26 protein-coding genes and 1 riboswitch are annotated in these 24,013 nt (G+C 70.3%); of the genes, 6 read left to right on the plus strand and 20 right to left on the minus strand.

Annotation, left to right across the window (positions count from 1 at the left end; genetic code table 11):
* Positions 1-250 precede the first annotated feature (250 nt).
* The 3 genes from EP757_RS01045 to EP757_RS01055 are packed head-to-tail and all read right to left on the minus strand — an operon-like array spanning position 251 to position 1,853.
* Positions 251-697, minus strand: coding sequence for a PH domain-containing protein (locus EP757_RS01045; RefSeq protein WP_127542337.1), 447 nt, complete (start codon positions 695-697; stop codon positions 251-253).
* On the minus strand, positions 697-1,539 hold the full coding sequence (gene hisG, locus EP757_RS01050) for an ATP phosphoribosyltransferase (RefSeq protein WP_127542338.1): 843 nt from the start codon (positions 1,537-1,539) through the stop codon (positions 697-699). The genes EP757_RS01045 and hisG overlap by 1 nt, the downstream gene beginning before the upstream one ends.
* 44 nt (positions 1,540-1,583) lie before the next feature.
* Positions 1,584-1,853, minus strand: coding sequence for a phosphoribosyl-ATP diphosphatase (locus tag EP757_RS01055; protein ID WP_232050306.1), 270 nt, complete (start codon positions 1,851-1,853; stop codon positions 1,584-1,586).
* Between the two features lie 73 nt (positions 1,854-1,926).
* On the opposite strand from EP757_RS01055, the gene EP757_RS01060 reads away from it, so the two are divergent.
* The 3 genes from EP757_RS01060 to EP757_RS01070 are packed head-to-tail and all read left to right on the plus strand — an operon-like array spanning position 1,927 to position 4,381.
* On the plus strand, positions 1,927-2,802 hold the full coding sequence (locus tag EP757_RS01060; protein WP_127542340.1) for an ABC transporter substrate-binding protein: 876 nt from the start codon (positions 1,927-1,929) through the stop codon (positions 2,800-2,802).
* The gene (locus EP757_RS01065) at positions 2,799-3,635 is read left to right on the plus strand and encodes an amino acid ABC transporter permease (protein WP_127542341.1); all 837 of its coding nucleotides are present in this window, start codon (positions 2,799-2,801) and stop codon (positions 3,633-3,635) included. Before EP757_RS01060 ends, EP757_RS01065 begins: the two co-directional genes overlap by 4 nt.
* Positions 3,635-4,381: an amino acid ABC transporter ATP-binding protein gene (locus tag EP757_RS01070; RefSeq protein WP_174262320.1), complete on the plus strand. Its 747-nt coding sequence runs from the start codon at positions 3,635-3,637 to the stop codon at positions 4,379-4,381. The genes EP757_RS01065 and EP757_RS01070 overlap by 1 nt, the downstream gene beginning before the upstream one ends.
* A 4-nt stretch (positions 4,382-4,385) precedes the next feature.
* Here EP757_RS01070 and ribH read toward each other — a convergent pair whose 3' ends face one another.
* Genes ribH through ribD form a run of 4 tightly spaced genes read right to left on the minus strand, consistent with a single transcriptional unit; the run spans position 4,386 to position 7,785 of the window.
* Positions 4,386-4,877, minus strand: a complete 492-nt coding sequence (ribH, locus tag EP757_RS01075) for a 6,7-dimethyl-8-ribityllumazine synthase (protein WP_127542342.1) — start codon at positions 4,875-4,877, stop codon at positions 4,386-4,388.
* 45 nt (positions 4,878-4,922) lie between these two features.
* Positions 4,923-6,131 (minus strand): bifunctional 3,4-dihydroxy-2-butanone-4-phosphate synthase/GTP cyclohydrolase II, encoded by a 1,209-nt coding sequence (locus EP757_RS01080; RefSeq protein ID WP_127542343.1) that lies wholly within the window; start codon positions 6,129-6,131, stop codon positions 4,923-4,925.
* On the minus strand, positions 6,124-6,726 hold the full coding sequence (locus EP757_RS01085; protein WP_127542344.1) for a riboflavin synthase: 603 nt from the start codon (positions 6,724-6,726) through the stop codon (positions 6,124-6,126). Before EP757_RS01085 ends, EP757_RS01080 begins: the two co-directional genes overlap by 8 nt.
* Positions 6,727-7,785, minus strand: coding sequence for a bifunctional diaminohydroxyphosphoribosylaminopyrimidine deaminase/5-amino-6-(5-phosphoribosylamino)uracil reductase RibD (ribD, locus tag EP757_RS01090; RefSeq protein WP_127542345.1), 1,059 nt, complete (start codon positions 7,783-7,785; stop codon positions 6,727-6,729).
* A 138-nt stretch (positions 7,786-7,923) separates the two neighbouring features.
* Positions 7,924-8,098, minus strand: a riboswitch (FMN riboswitch).
* Between the two features lie 159 nt (positions 8,099-8,257).
* Here ribD and EP757_RS01095 point away from each other — a divergent pair.
* Positions 8,258-8,836: a TetR/AcrR family transcriptional regulator gene (locus tag EP757_RS01095; RefSeq protein ID WP_127542346.1), complete on the plus strand. Its 579-nt coding sequence runs from the start codon at positions 8,258-8,260 to the stop codon at positions 8,834-8,836.
* Entirely contained in the window at positions 8,833-9,489 is a 657-nt protein-coding gene (locus EP757_RS01100) for a 1-acyl-sn-glycerol-3-phosphate acyltransferase (protein WP_127542347.1), read from the plus strand. The genes EP757_RS01095 and EP757_RS01100 overlap by 4 nt, the downstream gene beginning before the upstream one ends.
* Here EP757_RS01100 and EP757_RS01105 read toward each other — a convergent pair.
* Both EP757_RS01105 and rpe read right to left on the minus strand, forming a co-directional pair.
* Positions 9,447-10,448 (minus strand): response regulator, encoded by a 1,002-nt coding sequence (locus tag EP757_RS01105; RefSeq protein ID WP_127542348.1) that lies wholly within the window; start codon positions 10,446-10,448, stop codon positions 9,447-9,449. The two genes, EP757_RS01100 and EP757_RS01105, sit on opposite strands and share 43 nt — an antisense overlap.
* Positions 10,449-10,506: 58 nt before the next feature.
* Complete coding sequence (gene rpe / locus EP757_RS01110; protein ID WP_127542349.1) at positions 10,507-11,184, minus strand: ribulose-phosphate 3-epimerase; 678 nt, start codon at positions 11,182-11,184, stop codon at positions 10,507-10,509.
* Between the two features lie 108 nt (positions 11,185-11,292).
* Between rpe and EP757_RS01115 the strand changes: the two genes are divergently transcribed.
* A complete protein-coding gene (locus EP757_RS01115) occupies positions 11,293-12,525 on the plus strand; it encodes an acyltransferase (RefSeq protein ID WP_160165747.1) in 1,233 nt (410 codons plus the stop codon).
* A 35-nt stretch (positions 12,526-12,560) separates the two neighbouring features.
* On the opposite strand, the gene EP757_RS01120 is transcribed toward EP757_RS01115, so the two are convergent.
* From EP757_RS01120 to pyrF, 11 genes are all read right to left on the minus strand, one after another.
* Entirely contained in the window at positions 12,561-14,051 is a 1,491-nt protein-coding gene (locus EP757_RS01120; protein ID WP_127542351.1) for an RsmB/NOP family class I SAM-dependent RNA methyltransferase, read from the minus strand.
* Positions 14,048-14,974: a methionyl-tRNA formyltransferase gene (fmt, locus tag EP757_RS01125; RefSeq protein WP_127542352.1), complete on the minus strand. Its 927-nt coding sequence runs from the start codon at positions 14,972-14,974 to the stop codon at positions 14,048-14,050. The genes EP757_RS01120 and fmt overlap by 4 nt, the downstream gene beginning before the upstream one ends.
* A 4-nt stretch (positions 14,975-14,978) precedes the next feature.
* Complete coding sequence (gene def, locus EP757_RS01130) at positions 14,979-15,539, minus strand: peptide deformylase (protein ID WP_127542353.1); 561 nt, start codon at positions 15,537-15,539, stop codon at positions 14,979-14,981.
* Between the two features lie 69 nt (positions 15,540-15,608).
* The gene (locus EP757_RS01135; protein WP_127542354.1) at positions 15,609-18,035 is read right to left on the minus strand and encodes a primosomal protein N'; all 2,427 of its coding nucleotides are present in this window, start codon (positions 18,033-18,035) and stop codon (positions 15,609-15,611) included.
* A gap of 419 nt (positions 18,036-18,454) precedes the next feature.
* Positions 18,455-19,018, minus strand: coding sequence for a histidine phosphatase family protein (locus EP757_RS01140; protein ID WP_127542355.1), 564 nt, complete (start codon positions 19,016-19,018; stop codon positions 18,455-18,457).
* A 120-nt stretch (positions 19,019-19,138) separates the two neighbouring features.
* Positions 19,139-20,329 (minus strand): methionine adenosyltransferase, encoded by a 1,191-nt coding sequence (metK, locus tag EP757_RS01145; protein WP_127542356.1) that lies wholly within the window; start codon positions 20,327-20,329, stop codon positions 19,139-19,141.
* 45 nt (positions 20,330-20,374) lie between these two features.
* Positions 20,375-21,592 (minus strand): bifunctional phosphopantothenoylcysteine decarboxylase/phosphopantothenate--cysteine ligase CoaBC, encoded by a 1,218-nt coding sequence (coaBC, locus tag EP757_RS01150; protein ID WP_127542357.1) that lies wholly within the window; start codon positions 21,590-21,592, stop codon positions 20,375-20,377.
* A 169-nt stretch (positions 21,593-21,761) separates the two neighbouring features.
* Complete coding sequence (gene rpoZ / locus EP757_RS01155) at positions 21,762-22,025, minus strand: DNA-directed RNA polymerase subunit omega (protein WP_014446315.1); 264 nt, start codon at positions 22,023-22,025, stop codon at positions 21,762-21,764.
* A gap of 25 nt (positions 22,026-22,050) precedes the next feature.
* Positions 22,051-22,638, minus strand: a complete 588-nt coding sequence (gene gmk / locus EP757_RS01160; RefSeq protein WP_127554027.1) for a guanylate kinase — start codon at positions 22,636-22,638, stop codon at positions 22,051-22,053.
* A gap of 32 nt (positions 22,639-22,670) precedes the next feature.
* The gene (mihF, locus tag EP757_RS01165) at positions 22,671-22,988 is read right to left on the minus strand and encodes an integration host factor, actinobacterial type (protein ID WP_014446317.1); all 318 of its coding nucleotides are present in this window, start codon (positions 22,986-22,988) and stop codon (positions 22,671-22,673) included.
* A gap of 183 nt (positions 22,989-23,171) precedes the next feature.
* Positions 23,172-24,002, minus strand: coding sequence for an orotidine-5'-phosphate decarboxylase (gene pyrF / locus EP757_RS01170; protein WP_127542358.1), 831 nt, complete (start codon positions 24,000-24,002; stop codon positions 23,172-23,174).
* Positions 24,003-24,013 lie beyond the last annotated feature (11 nt).

Below are 24,013 nucleotides of genomic sequence, written 5' to 3' on the forward strand. Positions count from 1 at the left end.
AGTGTCCCGCTGATGGGCGGGACGCCGGGAAAGCAGAAGACCCCGTCAGCGCCGTTAAGCGCATGGCGGGGCCCGCTCGACCGGTCATCGGCGTCCAGGAGGACGCTCCCCCACGCCGGGGGCAAGCCCCGGCGGGGTGACCGGACCCGGCCACCGCGCTGCAAGCGCGGTATGACTCGGGTGGGAACCTAGCGGGCTCCTCTTTCGCGCCCGGAACGAGTCTGGGCGTGGTCGACTGCGAACGAGTCTATCAGGCTCCGGTGGCGGCCGAATGCAGGCCTCGGAGCGTCCGCACGCCCTCCACCGCGTAGTCCTTGTCGACCGCCTGCAGCGCGTGGATGGCCACCTGCTCGTCGTCGTGCAGCTCCAGGTGCGCCCAGGCCGAGTTCCGGTCGAAACGGACCGCCCGCACCACTTCCCACGGCAGGTCGTAACCGCCGATCACGTTGCGGACGTGCACGGCCTTGTCGTCGGCGGTGACCCGCGGGCGGCAGAACGCCAGGATGCCGAGGCCGAGCAGCACGCCCAGCCCGATCATGGCGGCCTGGTCGCCGCGCTGGAACGTCGCCTTCGAGTTCTCGAAGCCGGCGTTGCCGGTCAGGCCGAAACTGAGCACCGTGAAGAGGACCACGATGGCGAGCGCCAGCGGGATCGCCACGGTCCGGATCCGCTTGGGCCGGTAGATCACTGCGTTCATCAGAGCCTGCAATTCGCGATGTCGGTCACCAGGATGGCACGGGCGCCGAGGTCGTACAGCTCGTCCATGATCCGGTGCACGTCCTTGCGCTGGACCATCGCCTGCACGGCCACCCAGCCCTCGCGGTGCAGCGGGGAGACCGTCGGCGACTCGATGCCGGGGGTCAGGCCGGTCGCCTGTTCGAGCAGATCCGCCCGTACGTCGTAGGCCAGCATCACGAAGTTCCGCGCGACGAGGACACCCTGCAGCCGGCGCAGCAGCTGCGCCGCACCGGCCGGCGCCTGCTCCTCGCGGCCGATCAGGATGGCCGACGACTGCATGATCGGGTCACCGATCGTGACCAGCCCCGCCTGCCGCAGCGTGGCGCCGGTCTCGACGACGTCGGCGATCAGGTCGGCGACACCGAGGCGGACCGCGTTCTCGACGGCGCCGTCCAGGCGCACGACGTCCGCCTTGATCTCGTTCGTGGTCAGGTAGTCGCCGACCACGCCGGGGTAGGCGGTGGCGATCCGCCGGCCGGCGATCTCGGCGGTGGTCTGCAGCGAACCGGCCGGCGCCGCCCAGCGGAACGTGGCCCGGCCGAAGTTCAGGTCGAGCAGCTCGGTCGCCGGGACGCCGGAGTCGACCAGCAGGTCCCGGCCGGTGATGCCGAGATCCAGGTCACCGGATCCCACGTACGTGGCGATGTCCTTAGGGCGGAGGTAGAAGAACTCGACGTTGTTGGCTTCGTCACGGCAGAGCAGGTCTTTGGGGTCGGTGCGCTGGCGGTAGCCGGCGTCCCGCAACATCTGTGACGCCGGGGCGGACAGGGTGCCCTTGTTCGGAATGGCGATGCGCAGCATCGGGCGTGCTCCTTTGATCTCTGTCGACTCCTCCGGGACGCTCGTCAGAGATGTCGGTACACGTCCTTGAGTTCGAGACCAGTGGCGATCATCAGGACCTGTGCCTGGTAGAACAGCTGGGAGATCTCCTCGGCGGCGCGCTCGGGGCCTTCGTGCTCGGCGGCCATCCAGGATTCGGCGGCTTCCTCGACGACCTTCTTGCCGATGAAGTGGACTCCGCGTTCGAGCGCCTCGACGGTGCCCGAACCGGGGGTCTGTTCCGCCGCCTTGCGTTGCAACTCGGCAAACAGTTCTTCGAACGTCTTCACGAGCAACGATTGTGGCAGCTCATCACGTCTTGACGACGAACGCCCCCAGCACCTGGGACGGTCTTTTAAGCTGCCCGGCATGGTCAGCCGATACACCCCCGTTGCGGTCGGCGGCGTTGCGCTCCTGTTCGCCGCTGTCACCGCCTGCTCCCCGGTTGAGGAAGAGTCCTCCCCCACCGCGTCCGCGTCGTCCGCCTCCACGGAGACCTGTGCGCCCGCCAGCCTCGCCACTCTGACGGCGGGCAAGCTCACCATCGGCACCGACAACCCGGCCTACGAACCATGGTTCAGCGACAACAAGCCGGCGAACGGCAAGGGCTACGAGTCCGCCGTCGCCTACGCGGTCGCCGACCGGCTCGGCTACGCGAACGCCGACGTGCAGTGGACGTCGGTGACGTTCAACAACGCGATCGCGCCCGGCCCGAAGAAGTTCGACATCGACATCAACCAGTTCTCGATCACCGACGAGCGCAAGCAGGCCGTCGACTTCTCGTCGCCGTACTACCTGGTGCGGCAGACCGTGATCACCACCAAGGGCTCCAAGATCGCCGGCGCGAAGTCGCTCGCCGACCTCAAGTCCGCCAAGCTCGGCGCCCAGGTCGGCACCACCAGCTACCAGGCCGTCACCGACGTGATCAAGCCGGACCAGCAGCCGTCCGTCTTCAACAACAACGACGACGCCAAGGCCGCGCTGGTCAACGGCACCGTCGACGGGATCGTCGTGGACCTGCCCACCGCGTTCTACATGACCGCGGCCGAGCTCGACGACGGTGTCATCGTCGGCCAGCTGCCCCAGGTCGGCGTCCCCGAGCAGTTCGGCATCGTGCTCGACAAGGGCTCGCCGCTGACCGGCTGCGTCAGCAAGGCGGTCGATCAGCTGCGGCAGGACGGAACTCTCGCTGTACTGGAGAAGACCTGGCTGGCCGACACCGCCGGAGCACCCGAACTCTCGTGACATACGCACCAAGCACCAGGCAACTGGAACGGACCGCCTACCGCCGTCGTCAGGCGGTCCGTTCCGTGCTGCTCGCGGCTCTCTCCACCGCCGTGGTCGGCATCCTGCTCACCGTGGCGATCACCGGCGCCCCCGGCTGGGAACGGGTGAAGGCCTCGTTCTTCGACCCGGAGGCGGCCCAGGAGTACCTGCCGGAGATCCTCTTCGGGCTCTGGCTCAACATCAGGCTGCTCGTGGTCTGCGCCACGCTCGCGCTCACCCTCGGCCTGGTCGTCGCGATCCTGCGCACGCTGCGCGGCCCGGTCTTCTTCCCGGTCCGCGCGCTCGCCACCGGCTACACGTACACGTTCCGCGGCCTGCCGCTGATCATCGTGATCTACCTGTACGCCTTCGGCATCCCCGGCCTGCGCCTGCAGGGCACCCCCGACGTGCTCGTCCTCGGCGCCGCCGCGATCATCGTGACGTACGGCGCGTACCTGGCCGAGGTGTTCCGGGCCGGCATCGAGTCGGTGCACCCGAGCCAGATCGCGGCGGCCCGCTCGCTCGGGCTCAGCTACCGCCAGGCGATGCGCCACGTGGTGCTGCCGCAGGCGGTCCGCCGGGTCACCCCGCCGCTGCTGAACGACACCGTGGCGCTGCAGAAGGACGTCGGCCTGATCTCCCTGGCCGGTCCGATCGACGCGATCCGGGCCGCCCAGATCGGCGTCGCCCAGGACGCCAACTTCACCCCGTACATCGTCGCCGGGGTGCTCTTCGTCCTGCTCGCCCTGCCGCTGATCGGCGTCACCGACTGGGTGACCCTGCGCGCGGCCCGCCGCCAGAACGCGGGTTGATGACCGTGGTGCTTTCCTGCGCTGACGTCCGCAAGACCTTCGGCGATCACGTGATCCTCGACGGCCTCACCCTGGACGTGGCCGAGCACGAGGTGGTCGCCCTGATCGGCGCCTCCGGATCGGGCAAGTCCACGCTGCTGCGCTGCGTCAACCTGCTCGAACAGATCGACGACGGCACGATCCGGCTCGACGGCGAGGAGATCACCGACCCGCGGGCCGACCCGGACGAGGTCCGGCAGCGGATCGGGCTGGTCTTCCAGTCCTACAACCTGTTCCCGCACATGACGGTGCTCGACAACATCACCCTGGCGCCGGTGCGGGTGCACGGGAAGGACAGGGCCGAGGCGAAGGACCAGGCGATGACCTGGCTCAAACGGGTCGGCCTGGAGCAGAAGGCCACGGCGTACCCCGATCGGCTCTCCGGAGGTCAGCAGCAGCGCGTCGCGATCGTGCGGGCGCTGGTGAACAACCCGCGCCTGCTGCTGCTCGACGAGGTCACCTCGGCGCTCGACCCGGAACTGGTCGGCGAGGTCCTCACCATGATCAAGGACCTCAAGGCCGAGGGCATGACGATGGTGCTCGCCACCCACGAGATGGGCTTCGCGAAGCAGGTCGCCGACCGGGTCGCCTTCCTGGACGCCGGCCGGGTGCTCGAAGCCGGGCCGCCCGAGCAGGTGCTGGGCGACCCGGCCGAGGTGCGCACGCGCCAGTTCCTGGCGCGGATCATCGAGGCCGGTCGGCTGTAGGGCCTCAGCGGCCGAACATCGAGGGCTTCCCGATCTCGCGGAGGGCCAGGGCGGCGTCCAGGACGGCCACCGTCGCCTGCCAGCCCTTGTCCTCGATCGAGTCCTCCAGGCCGGCCCGGTCGCGGGCCTGACCCAGGCTCTGGACGGTGAGCACGCCGTGCGCCACAGGCGTGCTCTCGTCCAGCGCCACCCGGGTGAGGCCGCTGGTGACGGCGTCGCACACGTACTCGAAGTGCTGGGTCTCCCCCTTGATCACCACACCGAGCGCGACCACCGCGTCGTACTTGCGGGCCAGCGCCTGCGCCACGACCGGCAGCTCGACCGAGCCGGCGACGCGGTAGACGCCCACGTCGGTCACGCCGCACGCCTCGGCGGCCGACTTGGCCCGCTCGATCATGTGGGCGACCAGGTCGTTGTGCCACCGCGAGCCGACGATCCCGAGCTTCAGCCCGGCAGCGTCGACGGTCTCCATGTGCGGATCACCGAAGCCGGCCATCTGCGTCCCCCTTTTTCGACTTATTTCATGCTAAGCGGTGAGCGGTCAGCCCAAGGCCTCGAACAGGTGGCCCATGCGATCCCGCTTGGTACGCAGGTAGTGCACGTTCTCCGGGTGCAGCCGGACCGGCAGGGACTCCCGGCCGGTGACACGCAGGCCGTACCCCTCAAGCCCTGCTCTTTTCGCGGGGTTGTTGGTCAGCAGGCGCATCGACCGGATGCCCAGGTCGGCGAGGATCTGCGCGCCGGTGCCGTAGTCGCGCGCGTCGGCCGGCAGCCCGAGTTCGAGGTTCGCGTCGACGGTGTCCAGACCGCGGTCCTGCAGCTGGTACGCCTGAAGCTTGTGCAGCAGCCCGATGCCCCGCCCCTCGTGACCGCGCATGTAGAGCACCACACCCCGGCCGGCCGCCGCGACGCGTTCGAGAGCCGCGTCCAGCTGCGGGCCGCAGTCGCACCGCTTCGAGCCGAAGACGTCGCCGGTCAGGCACTCCGAGTGCACCCGGACCAGCACGTCCTCGCCGTCGCCGATCTCACCGAAGACGAGCGCCACGTGCTCGCCGTTGTCCGCCTCGGTGCGGTAGCCGACGGCGGTGAAGTCGCCGTGCTCGGTCGGCAGCTTGGTCTCCACGACCCGCTCGACCTGCCGGCCCTGGCGGAGGCTGAGGTACGCCACCAGCTCGGCGATCGAGACCAGCGTGAGGCCGTGCTCGGCCGCGAACTTCTCCAGGTCGGGCCGGCGCTGCATGGTGCCGTCGTCGTTCACCATCTCGCAGAGCACCCCGGCCGCCCGGGCGCCGGCGAGGACCGCCAGGTCGACCGAGGCCTCGGTGTGCCCGGGACGGCGCAGCACGCCACCCGGCTTGGCCCGCAGCGGGACGATGTGCCCCGGCCGGGACAGGTCGTTCGGCTGGGTCCGGGCCGAGGCGAGCAGGCCGATGGTCCGGGCGCGGTCGGCGGCCGAGATGCCGGTGGTCCCGCCCACCCGGGCGTCCACCGTCACGGCGTAGGCGGTCTTGTAGGAGTCCTGGTTGTATTCGACCATCGGCGGCAGGTCGAGCCGGTCGGCCTCGGCCTCGGGGATGGCCACGCAGATGTACCCGGACGTGTAGCGGACCATGAACGCCACCAGCTCCGGCGTGGCGTGCTCGGCCGCGAAGATGAGGTCGCCCTCGTTCTCGCGGTCCTCGTCGTCCACCACGATCACCGCTTTGCCGGCGGCGATGTCGGCGATCGCTTGCTCGACCTTCTCAAACATTGCGGCTCCCCAGCATCTTCTCGACGTACTTCGCGATCACGTCGACCTCGAGGTTGACCGGATCGCCGATGGCCTTGCTGCCCAGCACGGTGAGCTTCGAGGTGGCCGGGATCATCCCGACCGCGAAGCTGTCCGCCGTCACTTCCATCACCGTGAGCGAGACGCCGTCGACGGTGATCGAGCCCTTCTCCACGACGTACTTCTCCAGCTCGGCGGGGAGCGAGAACCGCACCACCTCCCACTGGTCGGCCGGCTCCCGGGCGATGATCCGCGCGACGCCGTCCACGTGGCCCTGCACCAGGTGGCCGCCGAGGCGGCTGTTCAGCGCGGCGGCCCGTTCCAGGTTGACCTGGCTGCCGACCGCGAGCGCGCCGAGCGAGCTGCGCCGCAGCGTCTCGCCCATCACGTCGGCGGTGAACACGCCGTCCTCGTTGTCGATCACGGTGAGACAGACCCCGTTCACCGCGATCGAGTCGCCGTGCCCCGCGTCCGACGTGACGAGCGGGCCGCGTACGGCGATGACCGCCGAGTCGTCACCCTCGGCTCCGGTGAGGCGGACGATCTCGCCCAGCTCTTCGACGATCCCGGTGAACATTCAGATCTCCTTCTTGGTGCGGAGCAGTGCTGTGAAACGCAGGTCGCCGCCGATCTGCGTGATGTCGGTGAACTCCAGTTCGACGGCCTCGGCGATGGTGCCGACACCGGCGTCGACCAGGGCGGTGCGGCCGTCGCCGAGCAGTTTCGGCGCGACGTACCCGATCACCCGATCGACAAGTCCGGCCGCCAGGAAAGCTCCGGCGAGGGTCGGACCGCCTTCGAGCAGCACGTTGCGCACGCCCCGGGCGTAGAGCTGGGTGAGCATCCGGGCCAGGTCGACGCGGCCTCCGGGGCCGCTTCCGACCGCGGCCGCGGAGACGATCCAGGTGGGTGCGGCGGCATCACGCACGCGGGCGTTCTCCGGGGTACGGCCGGACGAGTCGACCACCACACGCAGAGGTTGCTTGATCGCCAGCGTGCCGTCGCGCAGGTCCCGCACGGTGAGCTGCGGGTCGTCCGCCAGCACCGTGCCCACGCCGACCACGATGGCGTCGACGGTGCTGCGCAGCACGTGCACGTCGGAGCGGGACTCCAGGGACGAGATCCACTGGCTGGTGCCGTCCGCCGCTGCCGAGCGGCCGTCCAGGGTCGCCGCCATCTTCCAGGTCACGTAGGGCCGGCCGCGCCGGACCGCGGTGAGCCAGGCGACGTTGCCGGCCTCGGCCTCCTCACGGCGGACCCCGGTGACCACCTCGATGCCGGCCGACCGCAGCGTCGCCGCGCCCCCGGAGGCGACCGGGTTGGGATCGTCCACGCCGATCACGACGCGCCGCACCCCGGCCGCGATCAGGGCGTGCGAGCAGGGACCGGTCCGCCCGGTGTGGTTGCAGGGTTCCAGCGAGACGACACACGTGCCGCCCCGGGCCAGCTCACCCGCCTGGGCGAGGGCCACGATCTCCGCGTGCGGCCCTCCGGCGTACGCGTGGAAGCCCTCACCGACCACCTCACCGCCGGGCCCGAGCAGCAGGCAGCCGACGACCGGGTTGGGACTGGTCGTGCCGAGGCCACGGGCGGCCAGCGCGATCGCGCGGCGCATCGCCTCGTCCTCGGTCACCATCGGGCGTTTCCTCTCACGCGGTGCGGTCACGCGCTGTGAGGAAGCAAGACGACGAGGAATCGGGCAGGAGGGTACGCTTCGCGCACCCTCGACCAAGCCGGGCCACGCTTGTTCAAGCGGGCACGACTCGCCGATTCCGCGCGCTGTCTCCCATCCGGACTGTCTGATCGGGCTTTCGCCTGATCAACCGTCGGCCCTGGAGTCTCACCAGGTCCACCGGCCGCCGATGGTCGACGTCCGGGTCGCGGGCTTACCGCTGCTTGCGCAGTGGATCACCGCCGGTTCGGAATTTCACCGAGTCCCGCCAGCGCGTGGTGGGTCATCCCCGAGTCTTGCACGCAGCGGCGATTTTGCCACCTGGCCAGCGAGGTACTTCACATTCATCTAACCAGGGGAATGAATCGGCCGTGTCCAAATCCTACTGATTCAGTGGGCGTAGACAACGTCTACTCGATACTGGTAGACAGTGTCTATGGAACCTGACCAGGGACTCCGTGAGAGGCTCGTGCTCGTCGGCGCCGAGTTGCTCCGCACCGAAGGCCCGTCGGCGCTGTCCTTGCGGGAGATCGCCCGCCGCGCCGGCGTGTCACACGGCGCGCCGCGGCGCTACTTCCTCACCCACCTGGACCTGCTCGCCGCGATCGCCGGACTGGGCTTCGCCGATCTCGGTGACCGGATCACCACCGCGCTGGACGCCACCCCCGCCGACCCGCGCGACCGGGTGGCGGTGGTCGCCCGGGTCTACGCGCGGTTCGCCGCCGACGAACCCGGCATGTTCGAGCTGATGTTCCGGCAGGACCTGCTGGAGAGCGGCAACCTCGGCCTGCGCGACACCGGTCTGCCGGTGTTCCGGCTCCTCGTGGATCTGGTCAGCGCCGCCCGGCCGGATGCCGATCAGCCCGCCGTGGTCACCGCCGGAGCGCTCTGGGCCGGGCTGCACGGCGTGGTCCAGCTCTGGAACTGGGGCCGCCTGCCGTTCGCCACCGGACTGACGGACTCCGGCCCCCTGGTCGACGCCGTGATCACCGCACACCTGGGAGCAGCGCGATGACCCGTACCCCGCCCCTCTACGCACTGACCAGCGCGACCGTCGGCACCGCCGTGCGCCGCGTCTGGCGACCGCAGGTCGCGGGCCTGGAGAACATCCCGGCCGGCGGCGCGATCATCTGCGCCAACCATCTCTCCGTCGGCGACCAGTTCTTCCTCGGGGTGACGGTGCCGCGGCACATCGCGTTCTGGGCGAAGGCCGAATACTTCCAGCGGCGGCTCACCCGGCCCGTGGTCGCCGGCATGGGCGCCATCCCGGTCGAGCGCGCCGGTGGGCGGGCGGTACTCAGCGCCTTCGACGCGGCGGCGCCGATCCTGCGGGCCGGCGGGCTGGTCGCGGTCTTCCCCGAGGGCACGCGCTCACCCGACGGGCGTCTCCACCGGGGACGCACCGGCGCGGTCCGGCTGGCCACGCAGGCGGGCGTGCCGATCGTCCCGGCCGGCATCATCGGCACCCGCGGCCTGCGACCCAGCGGCATCCTGCGACCGGGCCGCCACCCGGTCTCGATCACCTTCGGCGAGCCCCTGACCGTCGGCGAGTCCTCGGTGCGGGACGACACCGACCGGCTCATCCGGCGGATCCAGGAGCTGACCGGCCAGGAGTACGTGCCGAGTTACGCCGTGCCCTCGTCCCGCCGGCGGTCGATCGCCACGTAGGAGCCCGGCTGCGACTTCGCGACCTTCTTCATCTCCGAGGCGACCGCGATGACCACCCGCGGGTCCGTGAAACTGCGGCCCTCGGAGGTCGACTGCGCCACCCCGATCGAGAGCGTCACCAGTGCCGCCTTCTGCTTGTTGCCGCGCCGGTCCGGCACCTCGATGAAGCCGCGCTGTGCGTCGTTCGGCTCGTAGAGGCGGTCGGCCGCGTTCTCGAAGTCGGTCACCATGCGCTTGGTCAGCGGCAGGACCTGGTCCGGCGTACAGATGAAGACGAAGTCGTCCCCGCCGATGTGGCCCAGGAAGATCGACGGCGGACCGGTCTGCGCGCTCGCCTTCTGCAGGCTGCGGGCCAGCGCGATGATGAAGTCGTCGCCGCGGTCGAAGCCGTAGACGTCGTTGACGCTCTTGAACCGGTCGATGTCGATGTAGCCCACCGAATATTCGCCGGTGGCGCGCATCCGCTCGCCGATCTCCCGGCGGACCCGCGCGTTGCCCGGCAGGCCGGTCAGCGGCGACACCTCGCGGGCGTCCTTGTTGCGGCGCAGCGTGGTGGTCACCCGGGCGATCAGCTCGGCCGTGTCGAACGGCTTGACCAGGTAGTCGTCGGCGCCCGCGGTCAGGCCGACCACCTTGTCCACGGTCATGCTCTTGGCGGTCAGCATGATCACCGGCAGCGCCGAGGTGAGCGGCTCGGCCCGCAGGCGGCGCACCAGCTCGACGCCGTCCATCCGCGGCATCATCCAGTCGACCACCGCCAGGCCCGGCCGGTGGTCCTCCATCAGCTCCAGCGCCTCCTGACCGTCCCTGGCCCGGATCACGTCGAAACCGTGGACCTTCAGGTTGAACTCGACGAAGCTCGCGATGTCCTGGTCGTCGTCGACCACCAGGATCAGATCGGGACCCTCCTCGGCCTCCAGCGCCAGTTCGCTCTCGGGCCGGGACTCCGCCTCGCTCATCGCACCTTCCTGGAAGCACCGGGGACAGTGGTTCCGATGATGGTCCCTGGACGGGCCGTCACGCCACCCCCATCGCCCCCGCGGCGAGGCCGCGCAGTTTCCGGATCGCCTCGGCGGGGTCGGCCGCGCCGTAGACCGCGGTGCCCGCCACGAACGCGTCGGCGCCGGCCTCGGCGGCCTGCTCGATGGTGTCGGCCGCGATGCCGCCGTCCACCTCGACCCGGATCTCCAGGTCGTTCACCCGGATCCGGCGGCGCACGTCACGCACCTTGTCCAGCATCTCCGGCATGAACGCCTGGCCGCCGAAGCCCGCCTTGATCGTCATGATCAGGATGGTGTCGAGGTAGGGCAGCAGCTCCAGGTAGGGCTCGACCGGGGTGTCCCGGTCGATCGCCAGGCCCGCCTTGGCGCCGGCCGCGCGCAGCGTCTTGGCGAGCGCCACCGGGTCGTCGCAGGCCTCGGCGTGGAAGGTCACGTTGTGGGCGCCGGCCTCCGCGTACGCCGGAGCCCACCGCTGCGGGTCCGTGATCATCAGGTGCACGTCGAACGGGATGGCCGTCGCCTTGCGCAGGCTCTGCACCACCGGGAGCCCGATCGTCAGGTTCGGCACGAAGTGGTTGTCCATGACGTCCACGTGGACCCAGTCGGCAGCCCCCTCGATGGCTCGCACCTCCTCCCCCAGGCGAGAGAAGTCGGACGCGAGGATGCTGGGCGCGATGATCGGCGACGGTGTCACGGCTGAAAGTGTATGACTTCCCGGCCGTCACCTGGCAGTACGGACCCCCTGTGCCTCGACTGGGTTGGTCCTGTGCACGGCCTGTGGTTCTCGGTATGGTTACCCGCCATGACCCCAGCCCCAGCGCGGCGTCTGGCAGCTCTCGACGGGCTGCGCCTCGTAGCGGCCCTGTTCGTGTCGCTGTACCACTTCACCGGCTACCGGCCCGGTGTTTTGGACGCGTGGGGCGAATCCCGCGAGGCGGCCTTCCCCGAGCTGCACCTGCTCGGTCAGTACGGCTGGCTCGGCGTCGAGCTGTTCTTCATGATCAGCGGCTTCGTCATCTGCATGAGCAGCTGGGGCCGCACGCCCGGCGCGTTCTTCCGGTCCCGGGTCACCCGGCTCTTCCCCGCGTACTGGGCGGCCATCCTGATCACCACGGTGGTGGTGACGATCTGGCCGGTCGTCCGCGGCCACCTGCGCTACAGCGACATCCTGCTGAACTTCTCGATGATGCAGCAGGGGCTGGGCGCCCGCAGCGTCGACGCCGTCTACTGGACGCTCTGGAGCGAGGGCCTGTTCTACCTGCTCTTCTCGTTCGCCATCTGGCGCGGCCTCACCCTGAAACGGGCGATCGTCTTCGGGTACGGCTGGCTGATCGCCGCCACGCTCGCCGAGCAGTCCGGCGTACCGCTGCTCAAGACGTTCCTGCAACCGAACTACGCGCCGTTCTTCGTCGCCGGCATCGCGCTCTACCTGATCTACCGGTTCGGCTCGGACGTGCTGCTCTGGGGGCTGCTCGGCCTGTCGTACGTGCTCGCCGTCTACTGGACCGACAGCTCGGTGCGGCACTTCAACGGCCGCTTCGACGTGGACATGCGCCCGGTCGTCGGCGCGGCCCTCGTGACGGGCTTCTTCGTGGTGCTGACGGTGATCGCGCTCGGGTACACGTCCCGGATCCAGTGGGGGTGGCTGACCACGGCGGGGGCGCTCACGTACCCGTTCTATCTGCTGCACGAGAACGTCGGGTGGACCGTCATCTACGGTCTCCGGGACTTCGCGCCGCCGCTCGTGATCCTGGCCGCCGTCATCGCGATCATGCTGGTCGCGGCGTATCTGCTGCACCGGTTGATCGAGAAGCCGCTGGCGCGGGTGCTGAAGGTCAAGCTCGAACAGGCCAGCGCCGGGCTCGGGCGGCAGGACCGCTTCGCCCGGCCGTCCTCGGCGCCGGTCTCCTCCAAGATCCCGGCACCAGCCGCGCCGGTTTCCTCCAAGATCCAGACGCCCGCCGCGGCCTCCAAGATCCCGGAGCCGCGGGAAGCGCCCGAGGACACCCTCGTCCTCCCCCGGGTCCGCGACTGAGAACGGCCGGGCGGATCGCCCGGCCGTTCTTTCGATCAGCTCGTACGGCGGAGGACCGCCAGGAACATCGCGTCAGTGCCGTGCCGGTGCGGCCACAGCTGCACCGTCGGGCCCGGGCCCAGCCCCGGCATGCCCGGCGGGAGCAGGGGGCGAGCATCGACGAAGTCGACCTCGACACCGCTGCGGCGGGCGCCCTCGCTCACCGTCACCTGGGTCTCGACCATGTGCGGGGAGCACGTCACGTAGGCCACCACACCGCCCGGGCGGACCGCCCGCAGCGCCGCCACCAGCAGCTCACGCTGGAGCCGGGTCAGTGGCGGCAGGTCGGCCGGCTGACGGCGCCAGCGCGACTCGGGACGGCGGCGCAGCGAACCGAGGCCCGTGCAGGGCGCGTCCACCAGGACCCGGTCGAACCCCTCCTCCGGCAGGTCCGGGTCACGGCCCACCGACCGGCCGTCCATCGGCAGCACCGTGACCGGCATGCCCTCGGTGGCCTGGTCGACCAGGCGGGCCCGGTGCTCGGCCACCTCGACGGCGGTCACCTCGGCGCCCCGGCCCGCGGCGATCGCGCCGATCAGGCCGGTCTTGCCGCCGGGTCCGGCGCACAGGTCGAGCCACCGGGTGTCCTGGCCCTCGATCGGCGCGGCCAGCAGCGCGGCGGCCACCAGCTGCGAGCCCTCGTCCTGCACGTGGGCGCGGCCCTCGCGGATGGCGGCCAGGTCGCGCGGCGCGCCGCCGTTGAGATAGACCGCGTACGGCGAGAACGCGCCCGGCACCCCGCCCACCTCGTCGGCGAGGTCGACGGCGTCGGCCCGTCCTGGCCGCGCGCACAGGTGCACAGCGGGCGGCTGGTTGTCCTCGATGAGCAGCCGGGCGGTGTCCTCCAGGTCGCCGCCGAGCGCCTCGGCGAACGACCGGATGATCCACTGCGGGTGGTGGTGCATCACCGACAGGTTGGCGATCGGGTCCGACTCGTAGTCCGGTGCGACCTTCTCCAGCCACCCGTCGAGCGGGGTCTCGGAGATCGTGCGCATCACCGCGTTGGCGAAACCGGACGCACCCGGCGCCACCGAGCGGACCAGGTCGACGGTCTGGTTCACCGCGGCGTGCGGCGGCACCCGGGTGTAGAGCAGCTGGTAGGCGCCGAGCCGCAGCGCGTCCCGGGCCGGCGGGTCGATCCGGGCCACCTCCCGGCCTGCGGCGTCCGCGATGATCAGGTCGAGGGTGCCGAGAGCGCGCAGGGTCCCGTAGGTCAGCTCGGTCGCGAACGCGGCGTCCCGGCCGTGCAGGCCCATGCCACCCAGGATGTCGGAGAGGACCAGGTTGGCGTACGCGTCGTCGCGATGCACCGCGGCGATCGCTTCATAGGCGGCCTGCCGAGCGGGATCGGACGCGGGACGGCCCGCCCGCGGCGCCCGCCCGCTCCGGCTGTCCCGTCCGTTGTCCCGGCCGTACCCCGGCCCGGCCGGCCTGCTCGGACGACCGCCGTGCGGCCGTGAGGCGCGATGTTCCGAACCACTGGTCACGCCAGCTTCTCCCCTGCTTCGATCCGCATGCCGCGCGCCCAGTCGGTCGCGGCCATCGGTTTCTTTCCGGCGGCCCGGACCTCGCCCAGGATCACCGGAGTGGTAGCGGTGCCGGCCAGCACCTGCGTGCGCTCCACCAGGAGCTCGCCCGGTTTCAGCGACGGGACGTTCGCCACCGGGCGCACCGGGCCCAGTTTCAGCCGGTCGCCGCGCAGCGTCGTCCACGCGCCGGGCGCCGGGGTGCACGCCCGGATCCGCCGGTCCACCGCGAACGCCGGGTCGTCCCAGCGGACGCGGGCGTCGTCGGCGGTCAGCTTCGGCGCGAACGAGACGCCGTCGTGCGGCTGCGGATGCGCTCGCGCGGTGCCCGCCTCGATCGCGTCGAGGACGGCGACGAGCAGGCCGGCGCCCTCCACGGCGAGACGCTGCAACAGGTCGCCGGAGGTGTCGTTGAACCGGATCTGGTCGGTGAGCGTGCCGTAGACCGGGCCGGTGTCCAGCCCCGCCTCCAGCTCGAACACGCTCGCGCCGGTCACCGAGTCGCCGTGCAGGACGGCGTGCTGCACCGGCGCCGCTCCACGCCAGGCCGGCAGCAGCGAGAAGTGCAGGTTGACCCAGCCGTGCTTCGGGATCTCCAGCGCGCTCGGCGGGACCAGGGCGCCGTACGCCACCACGGGCACGCAGTCCGGCGCGATCTGCCGCAGCCGTTCCTGGAACTCCGGGTCCCGCGGCTTCTCCGGGGTGAGCACCTCGATGCCGTGCTCGTCGGCCCACGCCCCGGCGGCCGAGCGCACCAGGCGGCGGCCACGGCCGGCCGGCGCGTCCGGGCGGGTCACCACGGCGACGAGGTCGTGGCCGGAGGCGGCGATCGCCTCCAGGCTGGGCAGCGCCACCTCGGGCGTGCCGGCGAAGACTATGCGCATCCGGTCACCGCCCGAACCCGAAGATGGAGTTCCGCGCGTGCGGGCTCTCCTTGATCGTCGGAGGCTTCGCCGCGTCGTACCACTCGGCCGATCGGATCTGCTTCATCGCGTCCTTGCGGGCCGCGGCGTCCAGCCGGTCCAGGAAGAGCACCCCGTCCAGATGGTCGGTCTCGTGCTGCACACAGCGGGCCATCAGACCGGTGCCGACCAGCTGGATCGGATCACCGTGCTCGTTGAAGCCGTTCGCGACCACGTTCTGCCGGCGTTTCGTGTCGATGTAGATCCCGGGGATGGAGAGACACCCCTCCGGGCCGTCCTGCTCCTCCTCGTCGGGGAACGAGAGAACCGGGTTCACGATGTGACCGACCACGTCGTCGACGTCGAACGTGAAGACCCGCAGACCGACGCCGAGCTGCGGCGCGGCCAGGCCGGCGCCGCCCTCGTCCTGCATGGTCTCGATCAGGTCCTTGACGAGGTTGCGCAGTTCCTTGTCGAAGTCCACGACGGTATCGGCCGGTGTACGCAGGACCGGGTCGCCGAAGAGACGGATGGCTTGGACGGTCACGCGGCGAAACTCCTGACTGTGGTGGCTTGCACCCGCCCAGTCTACGTTTCGCCTCCGTTGCCGCTGTGGTCAGAACAGGTCGGCCGGATCCACCTGGATGCGCACCGGCAACGACGCTTTCCGGGTGCTCCGCATGGCGGCCGCCTCGTGCAGAGCCCGCGCCAGATCACCGGCCTTCGACCGGGACACCCGCAGCAGCATCCGCTCCTGATCCTCCGGGGCCGGGACCGGTCCCAGCACCTCGGCGCCGTCCGGCAGCTTCGCGTGCGCCAGCAGGTCGGCCACGGCCGCCGCGACACCGGTGACGCTCGCCATCCGGGCCGCCGGCGGGAAGCCCAGCTCGCGGCGTTCGGCCAGCTCACGGGCCGCGAACCAGCCCGGATCCCAGCGCAGCAGCGCCTGCACCGGCGCCAGCGATCCGTCCGCCACCACGACCACCCTGCCACCGGCTCGTGCCGGCCGGGCCAGCGCCGCCGCGTTCAGCCAGCGCCGCATCGTCTCCTCGGCGGCCCGCAGATCGGACCGGCTCAGCAGGGCCCAGGCGTCGAGCAGCAGCACCGCGCCGAACCCTCCACCACCCGCCGACGGCTCCGCCCCCGGAGTCGAGACCACCACGGCCGGCTCGTCCGGGACAGTGACGAGAACCTCATCCCGGCCGGACGTGCGCACCGGCACACCCGGGAACGCGCGGCCCAGCTCCTCCGCCGTACGTCTGGCTCCCGTCACCGACGCCCTCAGCCTGCGCTCGCCGCAGGCCGGGCAGGCGTACGCCGCCGAAGCCCGGCCACACCAGTGACAGATCGGGACATCCCGGGCGCCCTGCAGCCCCAGCGGACCGGAACAGTGCGGACATCGCGCCGGCGTGCGGCACTCGGCACACGCGACGGCCGGCAGATAGCCCCGGCGCGGCACCTGGACCAGCACCGGCGCACCGGCCTGCAACGCCTGCCGCGCCGTCTGCCAGGCCAGACTCGGCAGCCGCGCGCTCACCGCACCCGGATCCCGGGCCAGCTGCGGATCGTCACCGGTCGGCGCGATCATCGGAGACCGCCGCCGCAGCGTCGCCCGGTCCGCCACGATCTCCCTGGCCCACCCGGTCTCCAGCAGCAACTGCGCTTCCCCTGTACGAGCGAAGCCGCCCACCAGCACCGCGCTCTCGGCAAGCTGGGCCCGGGTGAGCAGCACCTCGCGGGCGTGCGGATAGGGCGCCCGGGGCTCGGCGTGCACATCGTCGCCGTCATCCCAGATCACCACGAGCCCGAGCTTCGCCACCGGCGCCCACATGGCCGCCCGCGTACCCGCGACCACCGGCACCCGATGCCTGCTCGCCTGGAGGAACCGCCGGTAACGCTCGGCCGGCCCGAGAGCCGCGTTCAGCGCGACGTGCCTGCCCTCGCCGAGCACCGCACCGAGCGCCTCGTCGACCCGGTCCAGATCGCGCGCATCAGCCACCACGATGACGACGCCGCGCCCGCCCTTGACCGTGGCCGCCGCAGCCTCAGCGATCCTGGTGGGCCAGTCCTCCCCTGGCAGCGCCGACCAGACAGCCCTGGCCGCTCGCCCTTCCTCCAGGGCTCGCAGATACGCCACCCCGGCCGGATACGAGTCCCACCCCCCGGGGGCAGGCTCCCGAACCCCTCCAAGATCGGCTGCGGGCCGCGCTCCATCGACCGACGCCGTGACGGCCTCCACTGCTCCGCCCGATGCCCCGTCCGAGGCGTCGCCGTCTGCGCCCGCGCCGCCTTCGTCCGCGCCGCCTTCGTCCGCGCCGCCTTCGTCCGCGCCGCCCTCGCCCGCGCCACCCACGCCCGCGCCACCCACGCCCGCGCCGCCTTCGCCCGCGCCACCCTCGCCCGCGCCACCCTCGCCCGCTTCCTCCGCGGCAGCGCCTTCTCTCACGGCGGACTGTTGCTCAGCAGCGCCTTGCCTCGCGACGGCTTGCTCCTCGGCAGCGCCCTCCTTGACGGCGGTGTCGTCCTGAGCGGCCGCTTCCTCTGTGCAGGCCGCTACGTCTTGGGCCGCCGCTACGTCTTGGGCGGCCGCGGCCTCTCGAACGGCTACGACCTCTCGGACGGCTGCGGCCGCTCGGGCAACTGCGGCCTCTTTGGCGGCTGCGGCCTCGACCCGCGCATGCCGGGGCGGGACAGCGAGCCGCAGAACGTCAGCGAGGTTCCCCGCATAGCGCTGCGCCACCGTCCGAGCCAGCCGCATGATCTCCGGATCGAGAACGCGCTCGGGAGACACGACCTTCTCGATGTAGGCCAGCTTGCCCCCGTGCTCGGACGACTCCACCCGCTCCAGCAGGAAGCCATTCACCTGCTGCCCGGCGAACCGCACCTTGACCCGCACACCGGGCTGCGCCGCCTCGTCGTCGCCGGCCGCCACCAGGTAGTCGAACGGCCTGTCCAGATGCGGCAGCGGCATGTCGACGGAGACGCGGGCGACCGGGAGCCGCTCGGCCGGTTCCCGTTCGCTGCGTACGCCCTTCGACACCATCGCCGAACATTCTGCCCGCCCCCTCCGACACTTCCCCGAGCCGCCGCCCCCAAAAGATCAAGTCCGAGCTGTACGCCAGGACCGCCCTCGCGCCCGAATTGTCGCTCCCGCACAGCCGAGCGCCGCTCAAGCCGAATCCGGCTATGGCTCATTGCCGTCCCGAGCGCGAAAAAACAGCAATGAGTCACAGCCCGATCCGCGAACACAGCAATGAGTCACAGCTCGGCCCGCGGAAACAGCAACAACCCACAGCCCGACCCGCAAACACAGCAATGAGTCACAGCCCGATCCGCGAACACAGCAATGAGTCACAGCTCGGCCCGCGAAAACAGCAACAACCCACAGCCCGACCCGCAAACACAGCAATGAGCCACAGCCCGACCCGCGAACACGGCAACAACCCACGGCGGACCAACCGATCAGTGCGTCAGGCAGCGCACCCGCGCCCCCACGAGATCCACCTCGACGAGATCCGGGAATCGCAGCTCCGACCAGAACCCGGCCGGATCGGGTGAGAGCTCGTACCGCGACGCCATCCACACCGTAGGAGCCAGCCCGTGCGTGCCGAGGACCAGCGTCCGCCCCTGAGCCGCCGCGGCCGCCGCATGCCGCACCACGGCGGCGTCGAACCGGGAGATCACCGCGGAGTGCGGCTCCCAACCCTCAGGGCAGGCACCACCGGCATAGGCCAGGGCCGCTGCCCGATATTCCTCGTCACTGAACCAATAGTGCGGACGGTGCACTTCCGACAAATCCGGATCCGTCGCTACACGCTGCGCCCCGGCGATCTCCTGCATCGTCTGGGCGGCCTTCGGCTCGGTACTGGCCACGTAGTACGCGGGATGCGACACGTGCAGGCGCAGCAGCCGGGAGGCGACCCGGCTGTCCCACGCGAGCGGCCATTCCGAGGCCGGTACGGACGGGTCGACAGCAGGCATCGCATGCCGGACGAGAATCAGCCGTTCACCGGCGACTGCCGTCATCGCGACAGAGTAGCCGCCGGAACCATTTCCCATGCTCATGCGAACGAACACGCAAATCGCCCGCCCGCAGATCAAGAAAGGGCCGTCGCCGAGAAAGCGACGGCCCCGGAGAAACCGAAATCAGGAAGCGGCGTTCTTCAGATCCGCGGCCCGGTCAGTGCTCTCCCAGCGCAGCTCGGCGATCTCCCGGCCGAAGTGACCGTAGGCAGCCGTCTGCTGGTAGATCGGGCGGAGCAGGTCCAGGTCGCGGATGATCGCGGCCGGACGCAGGTCGAACACCTCGTTGATGGCCTTCTCGATCTTGTCGACCGGGACGGTCTCGGTGCCGAAGGTCTCGACGAAGAGCGACACCGGGTGCGCCTTGCCGATGGCGTAGGCGACCTGGGTCTCGCAGCGCTCGGCCAGGCCGGCGGCGACGACGTTCTTCGCCACCCAGCGCATCGCGTACGCCGCGGAGCGGTCGACCTTGGACGGGTCCTTGCCGGAGAAGGCGCCGCCGCCGTGCCGGGCGTAGCCGCCGTACGTGTCCACGATGATCTTTCGACCGGTGAGGCCGGCGTCGCCCATCGGGCCACCGATCTCGAAGCGGCCGGTCGGGTTCACGAGGAGGCGGTAGCCCTCGGTGTCGATGCCGAGGTTCTCCAGCTCGGGCGCGATCACGTGCTCCCGGATGTCCGGGGTGAGCAGCGACTCGAGGGAGATGTCGGCGGCGTGCTGCGACGAGACCACGACGGTGTCGAGGCGGACCGGGCGGAGCCCGTCGTACTCGATGGTGACCTGGGTCTTGCCGTCGGGGCGCAGGTACGGGATGGTGCCGTCCTTGCGGGCGGCGGAGAGCCGGCGGGCCAGGCGGTGGGCGAGCGCGATCGGCAGCGGCATCAGCTCGGGGGTCTCCGAGCAGGCGAAGCCGAACATCATGCCCTGGTCGCCGGCGCCCTGCTGGTCGAGGATGTGCTCGGAGTCGCCCTCACGCAGCTCGATGGCGCTGTCGACGCCCTGCGCGATGTCCGGGGACTGGGAGCCGATCGAGACGCTGACGCCACAGGAGGCCCCGTCGAAACCCTTCTTCGACGAGTCGTAGCCGATCCGCAGGATCGTGTCGCGCACGATCTTGGGGATGTCGGCGTAGGCCTGCGTGGTGACCTCGCCGGCGACGTGCACCTGGCCGGTCGTGATCAGGGTCTCCACCGCGACGCGGCTGCGCGGGTCCTGCTCGAGCAGGGCGTCGAGAATGCCGTCGCTGATCTGGTCAGCGATCTTGTCCGGGTGGCCTTCCGTGACCGACTCGGAGGTGAACAGGCGGCGTGCCACGGTGCTCCTCAGATTTGTCGAATACAACGTAACGCGGAAGTGTAGTCAGCGCCGCTGAGCGTCACCGACCAGGGCATCCCACCGTTCCACGACGTGATCCAAAATCATATCGGCCACATCGTCTTTATGGAGTTGCCCGAAGGTACCGGTGGATCCGTCGGAGCCCAGCAGGGTGACCGTGTTGTGGTCCTGTCCGAACACGAGGTCCGGACCCACCTCGTTAACGACGATCAGATCGGCTCGTTTCCGCACCATCTTCGCGCGTGCGTGCTCGATCGCGTCGTGAGTCTCGGCAGCGAATGCGACGAGAAGCTGACCCGGCCTCTTCGCCGCGCCCAGTTCGGCCGCGATGTCCGGGTTCGTGGTCAGCACGATCGGCGCCGGCGTACCGTCGTCGGTCTTTTTGATCTTTTGATCCGCGATCGTCAGCGGGCGGAAGTCGGCCGGCGCGGCTGCCATGATCGCCACATCCGCCGCGGCGAACGCCTCCACCGTCGCTTTGCGCAGCTCCTCGGTGGTGCCCACCCGCACGACGTCGATGCCCGCCGGGTCCGGGAGCGACACGTTCGCCGCGATCAGCGTGACCCGGGCGCCTCGGGCCGCGGCCGCCTTCGCCAGCGCGTAACCCTGCTTGCCGGAACTGCGGTTGCCGAGGAAACGCACCGGATCGAGTGGCTCGCGCGTCCCACCGGCGGTCACCACCACATGGCGACTTGCAAGATCCAGATCAAGACCGCGCCTCTGTACGCGTAACGCGTACTCGAAGATGGCCGCCGGGTCGGGAAGACGCCCCTTACCGGTGTCCTTGCCGGTGAGCCGGCCGACAGCGGGTTCCAGGACGATCAAGCCGCGGGACCGCAGGGTCGCCACGTTCGCCCGGGTCGCCGGGTTCTCCCACATCTCGGTGTGCATGGCCGGCGCGAACACGATCGGGCAGGTGGCCGTGAGGAGCGTGTTGGTGAGCAGGTCGTCGGCGATGCCGTGGGCGGCCTTGGCGAGGATGTCGGCGGTGGCCGGCGCGACCACGACGAGCTCGGCGGCCCGGCCGATCCGCACGTGCGGCACCTCGTGCGCGTCGTCCCAGACCTCGGTGGCGACCGGGCGGCCGGAGAGCGCGGCCCAGGTCGGCGCGCCGACGAACTTCAGCGCCGAAGCGGTCGGCACCACGCGCACGCCGTGCCCCGACTCGGTGAACAGCCGCAGCAGCTCGCAGGCCTTGTACGCCGCGATGCCACCGCACACCCCGAGAACGACCTCAGTCACGCTCAACCCCTGAACACGTCAGCGAATAGTGCGATGCCCCCTGCTCGACTCCGAGACCAGGGGGCACGCGTGGTTTTCCGTGGGGTTTCCGGGGGCTCGGCCTCCGGAGTAGGCATCCGTGGTCGCCGCCGTGGTCCGCGCTTTCCGCGGGAACACTGCGGCCCGGAGCCTACGGGTTGTCCGTCGGCTCCGCGGTCAGCAGGCCGGCGTTGATCTCGCGCATCGCGATCGAGAGCGGCTTCTCCTGCGGAGTGGTCTCCACCAGGGGGCCGACGTACTCGAGCAGGCCCTCACCGAGCTGGCTGTAGTAGGCGTTGACCTGGCGGGCGCGCTTGGCCGCGAAGATCACCAGCGAGTACTTCGACGAGGTCTTATCGAGCAGCTCGTCGATCGGCGGGTTGGTGATGCCTTCGGGGTTCGCGATGGTTCCCACTGTGGTGAAGTCCTTTGGTTGAGAATCAATGCTCGTGTGCGAGGTATAACGAACCGAGCAATCCTACCAGCTCATCGGCGGCACGCTCGACGAAGTCGTTCACCACGGTGACATCGAACTCCGACTCGGCGGCAAGCTCCTCGTCGGCATGGGCCAACCGGCGCTTGATCGTCTCGGCGTCGTCGGTGCCCCGGCCGATCAGGCGGCGCTGGAGCTCGTCGACGCTCGGCGGGGCCAGGAAGACCAGCTGGGCCTCCGGCATCGCCGCACGAACCTGGCGGGCGCCCTGCAGGTCGATCTTCAACAGAACGGGCCGGCCCTGCTGGAGCCAGCCCTCGACCTGCGCCCGCGGAGTCCCGTAGAGATTCCCCGCGAACTCCGCCCACTCCAGCAGTTGCCCGCCGTCGATCAGGCGCTGGAACTCGGCGCGGTTCACGAAGTGGTAGTGCTCGCCGTCGGTCTCGTAGTCCCGCTTCTTGCGGGTCGTCACCGACACGGACAACTTGATCCAAGGCGAGCGCGCCCGGATCAACTCGATCACACTGTCCTTGCCGACCCCGGAGGGGCCGGAAAGAACGGTGAGGCGGGCTGCCGGGCGCGCGTCGTCATCCATGCTCACGGCTCATGTCTACACGAGCCCATGAGTCAGTTCGCAGCGAACTCCCCCAGGAGGGCCTTGCGCTGCTGGTCGCCAAGACCACGGAGCCGGCGGCTCTCAGCGATCTTGAGCTTCTCCATGATCTGGGTCGCCCGGATCTTGCCGATGCCCGGCAGCGCCTGAAGCACGGCCGAAACCTTCAGCTTGCCGACGACCTCATCGGCCTCCGCGCGGTCGAGCACGGCGGCGAGGGTGGTCTTGCCGGACTTGAGCTGTTCCTTCAGCTCAGCCCGAGCCTTGCGGACTTCCGCGGCCTTCTCCAGCGCAGCTTGGCGCTGTTCGGGGCTCAGTGACGGGAGCGGCACCAGTTCTCCTCAGGTCCCTTACGCGGCGGTGGTTCAATACCGGCGCTTTGTGAAACGTGGTGTGCCAGGGAACCAAAGGGGCATGTGGTTCCCGGCGCCGGGAAAACTAGCGGTCAACGGCGCTTTCGGCAACGTGGGGGTACCCCGCTCACCGCATCCTGACGCGCTGGTAAGCAGGCCGTTTCACCCGAGCGCGGCGCGGCAGTCGTCAAGAACACGGTCCGTCGCGGCCCGCAGATCGGCGATCTCCGGGCCCGCGGCGAGGACCTCGCGTGAGTACGAGGGCAACACGTTCCGCAGGCTTTCGCCGAAGACCGCGCGCAGGTCGGACGGCGTCGCGCCCTGCGCTCCGAGGCCCGGAGCGAGGAGCGGTCCGTTGACCTTGGAGAGGTCGTGGCCGGTCTCGCCGATCGTCGCGCCGACGACCAGCCCGAGACTTCCGAGCGGTCGCGCACCCGCGTTGACCTGCGAAATCTCGTCGATGATCGTTTGCGCGACGGTTTTTCCGGACGCCGTGACCGCGTGCTGGACGGCCGGCCCCTCCGGGTTCGAGGTCAGCGCGAGAACGAAGACTCCGCCGCCGTGAGCGGCCGCCTGGTCGAATGCCGGCTGCAAGGAGCCAACTCCGAGATAGGGACTCACAGTAATCGCGTCAGCACGGAGAGGACTCGCCGGATCGAGATAGGCCGACGCGTATGCGGCCATCGTCGAGCCGATGTCGCCACGCTTCACGTCGAGCAGGACGAGCGCGCCCGCCTCCCGGGACTGTCGGATAGTTGACTCAAGAATCGCGACGCCACGTGACCCAAATCTCTCAAAAAACGCGGACTGTGGTTTCAGCACAGCCACCCGATCGGCCAGTGCCTCGACGACCGTACGGGCGAAGCGTTCCAGGCCCGCGATGTCGTCGGAGAGGCCCCAGCGGGCGAGCAGAGAGGCGTGCGGGTCGATGCCCACGCACAGCGGACCACGCTCCGCTACGGCCGCGTGGAGGCGTTCGCCGAAGGTCTCCAAGATATTTCCCC

The sequence above is a fragment of the Actinoplanes sp. OR16 genome (genome assembly GCF_004001265.1).
Lineage (GTDB): Bacteria > Actinomycetota > Actinomycetes > Mycobacteriales > Micromonosporaceae > Actinoplanes.

What these genes read in the sequence shown, in the direction of transcription:
- EP757_RS01045 (WP_127542337.1), bottom strand. Translation starts at nt 697, where the DNA reads ATGAACGCAGTGATCTACCGGCCCAAGCGGATCCGGACCGTGGCGATC.
- hisG (WP_127542338.1), bottom strand. Translation starts at nt 1,539, where the DNA reads ATGCTGCGCATCGCCATTCCGAACAAGGGCACCCTGTCCGCCCCGGCG.
- EP757_RS01060 (WP_127542340.1), top strand. Translation starts at nt 1,927, where the DNA reads ATGGTCAGCCGATACACCCCCGTTGCGGTCGGCGGCGTTGCGCTCCTG.
- EP757_RS01070 (WP_174262320.1), top strand. Translation starts at nt 3,635, where the DNA reads ATGACCGTGGTGCTTTCCTGCGCTGACGTCCGCAAGACCTTCGGCGAT.
- ribH (WP_127542342.1), bottom strand. Translation starts at nt 4,877, where the DNA reads ATGGCCGGCTTCGGTGATCCGCACATGGAGACCGTCGACGCTGCCGGG.
- EP757_RS01080 (WP_127542343.1), bottom strand. Translation starts at nt 6,131, where the DNA reads ATGTTTGAGAAGGTCGAGCAAGCGATCGCCGACATCGCCGCCGGCAAA.
- EP757_RS01085 (WP_127542344.1), bottom strand. Translation starts at nt 6,726, where the DNA reads ATGTTCACCGGGATCGTCGAAGAGCTGGGCGAGATCGTCCGCCTCACC.
- ribD (WP_127542345.1), bottom strand. Translation starts at nt 7,785, where the DNA reads ATGGTGACCGAGGACGAGGCGATGCGCCGCGCGATCGCGCTGGCCGCC.
- EP757_RS01095 (WP_127542346.1), top strand. Translation starts at nt 8,258, where the DNA reads ATGGAACCTGACCAGGGACTCCGTGAGAGGCTCGTGCTCGTCGGCGCC.
- EP757_RS01100 (WP_127542347.1), top strand. Translation starts at nt 8,833, where the DNA reads ATGACCCGTACCCCGCCCCTCTACGCACTGACCAGCGCGACCGTCGGC.
- EP757_RS01105 (WP_127542348.1), bottom strand. Translation starts at nt 10,448, where the DNA reads ATGAGCGAGGCGGAGTCCCGGCCCGAGAGCGAACTGGCGCTGGAGGCC.
- EP757_RS01115 (WP_160165747.1), top strand. Translation starts at nt 11,293, where the DNA reads ATGACCCCAGCCCCAGCGCGGCGTCTGGCAGCTCTCGACGGGCTGCGC.
- fmt (WP_127542352.1), bottom strand. Translation starts at nt 14,974, where the DNA reads ATGCGCATAGTCTTCGCCGGCACGCCCGAGGTGGCGCTGCCCAGCCTG.
- EP757_RS01135 (WP_127542354.1), bottom strand. Translation starts at nt 18,035, where the DNA reads ATGGTGTCGAAGGGCGTACGCAGCGAACGGGAACCGGCCGAGCGGCTC.
- EP757_RS01140 (WP_127542355.1), bottom strand. Translation starts at nt 19,018, where the DNA reads ATGACGGCAGTCGCCGGTGAACGGCTGATTCTCGTCCGGCATGCGATG.
- gmk (WP_127554027.1), bottom strand. Translation starts at nt 22,638, where the DNA reads ATGGATGACGACGCGCGCCCGGCAGCCCGCCTCACCGTTCTTTCCGGC.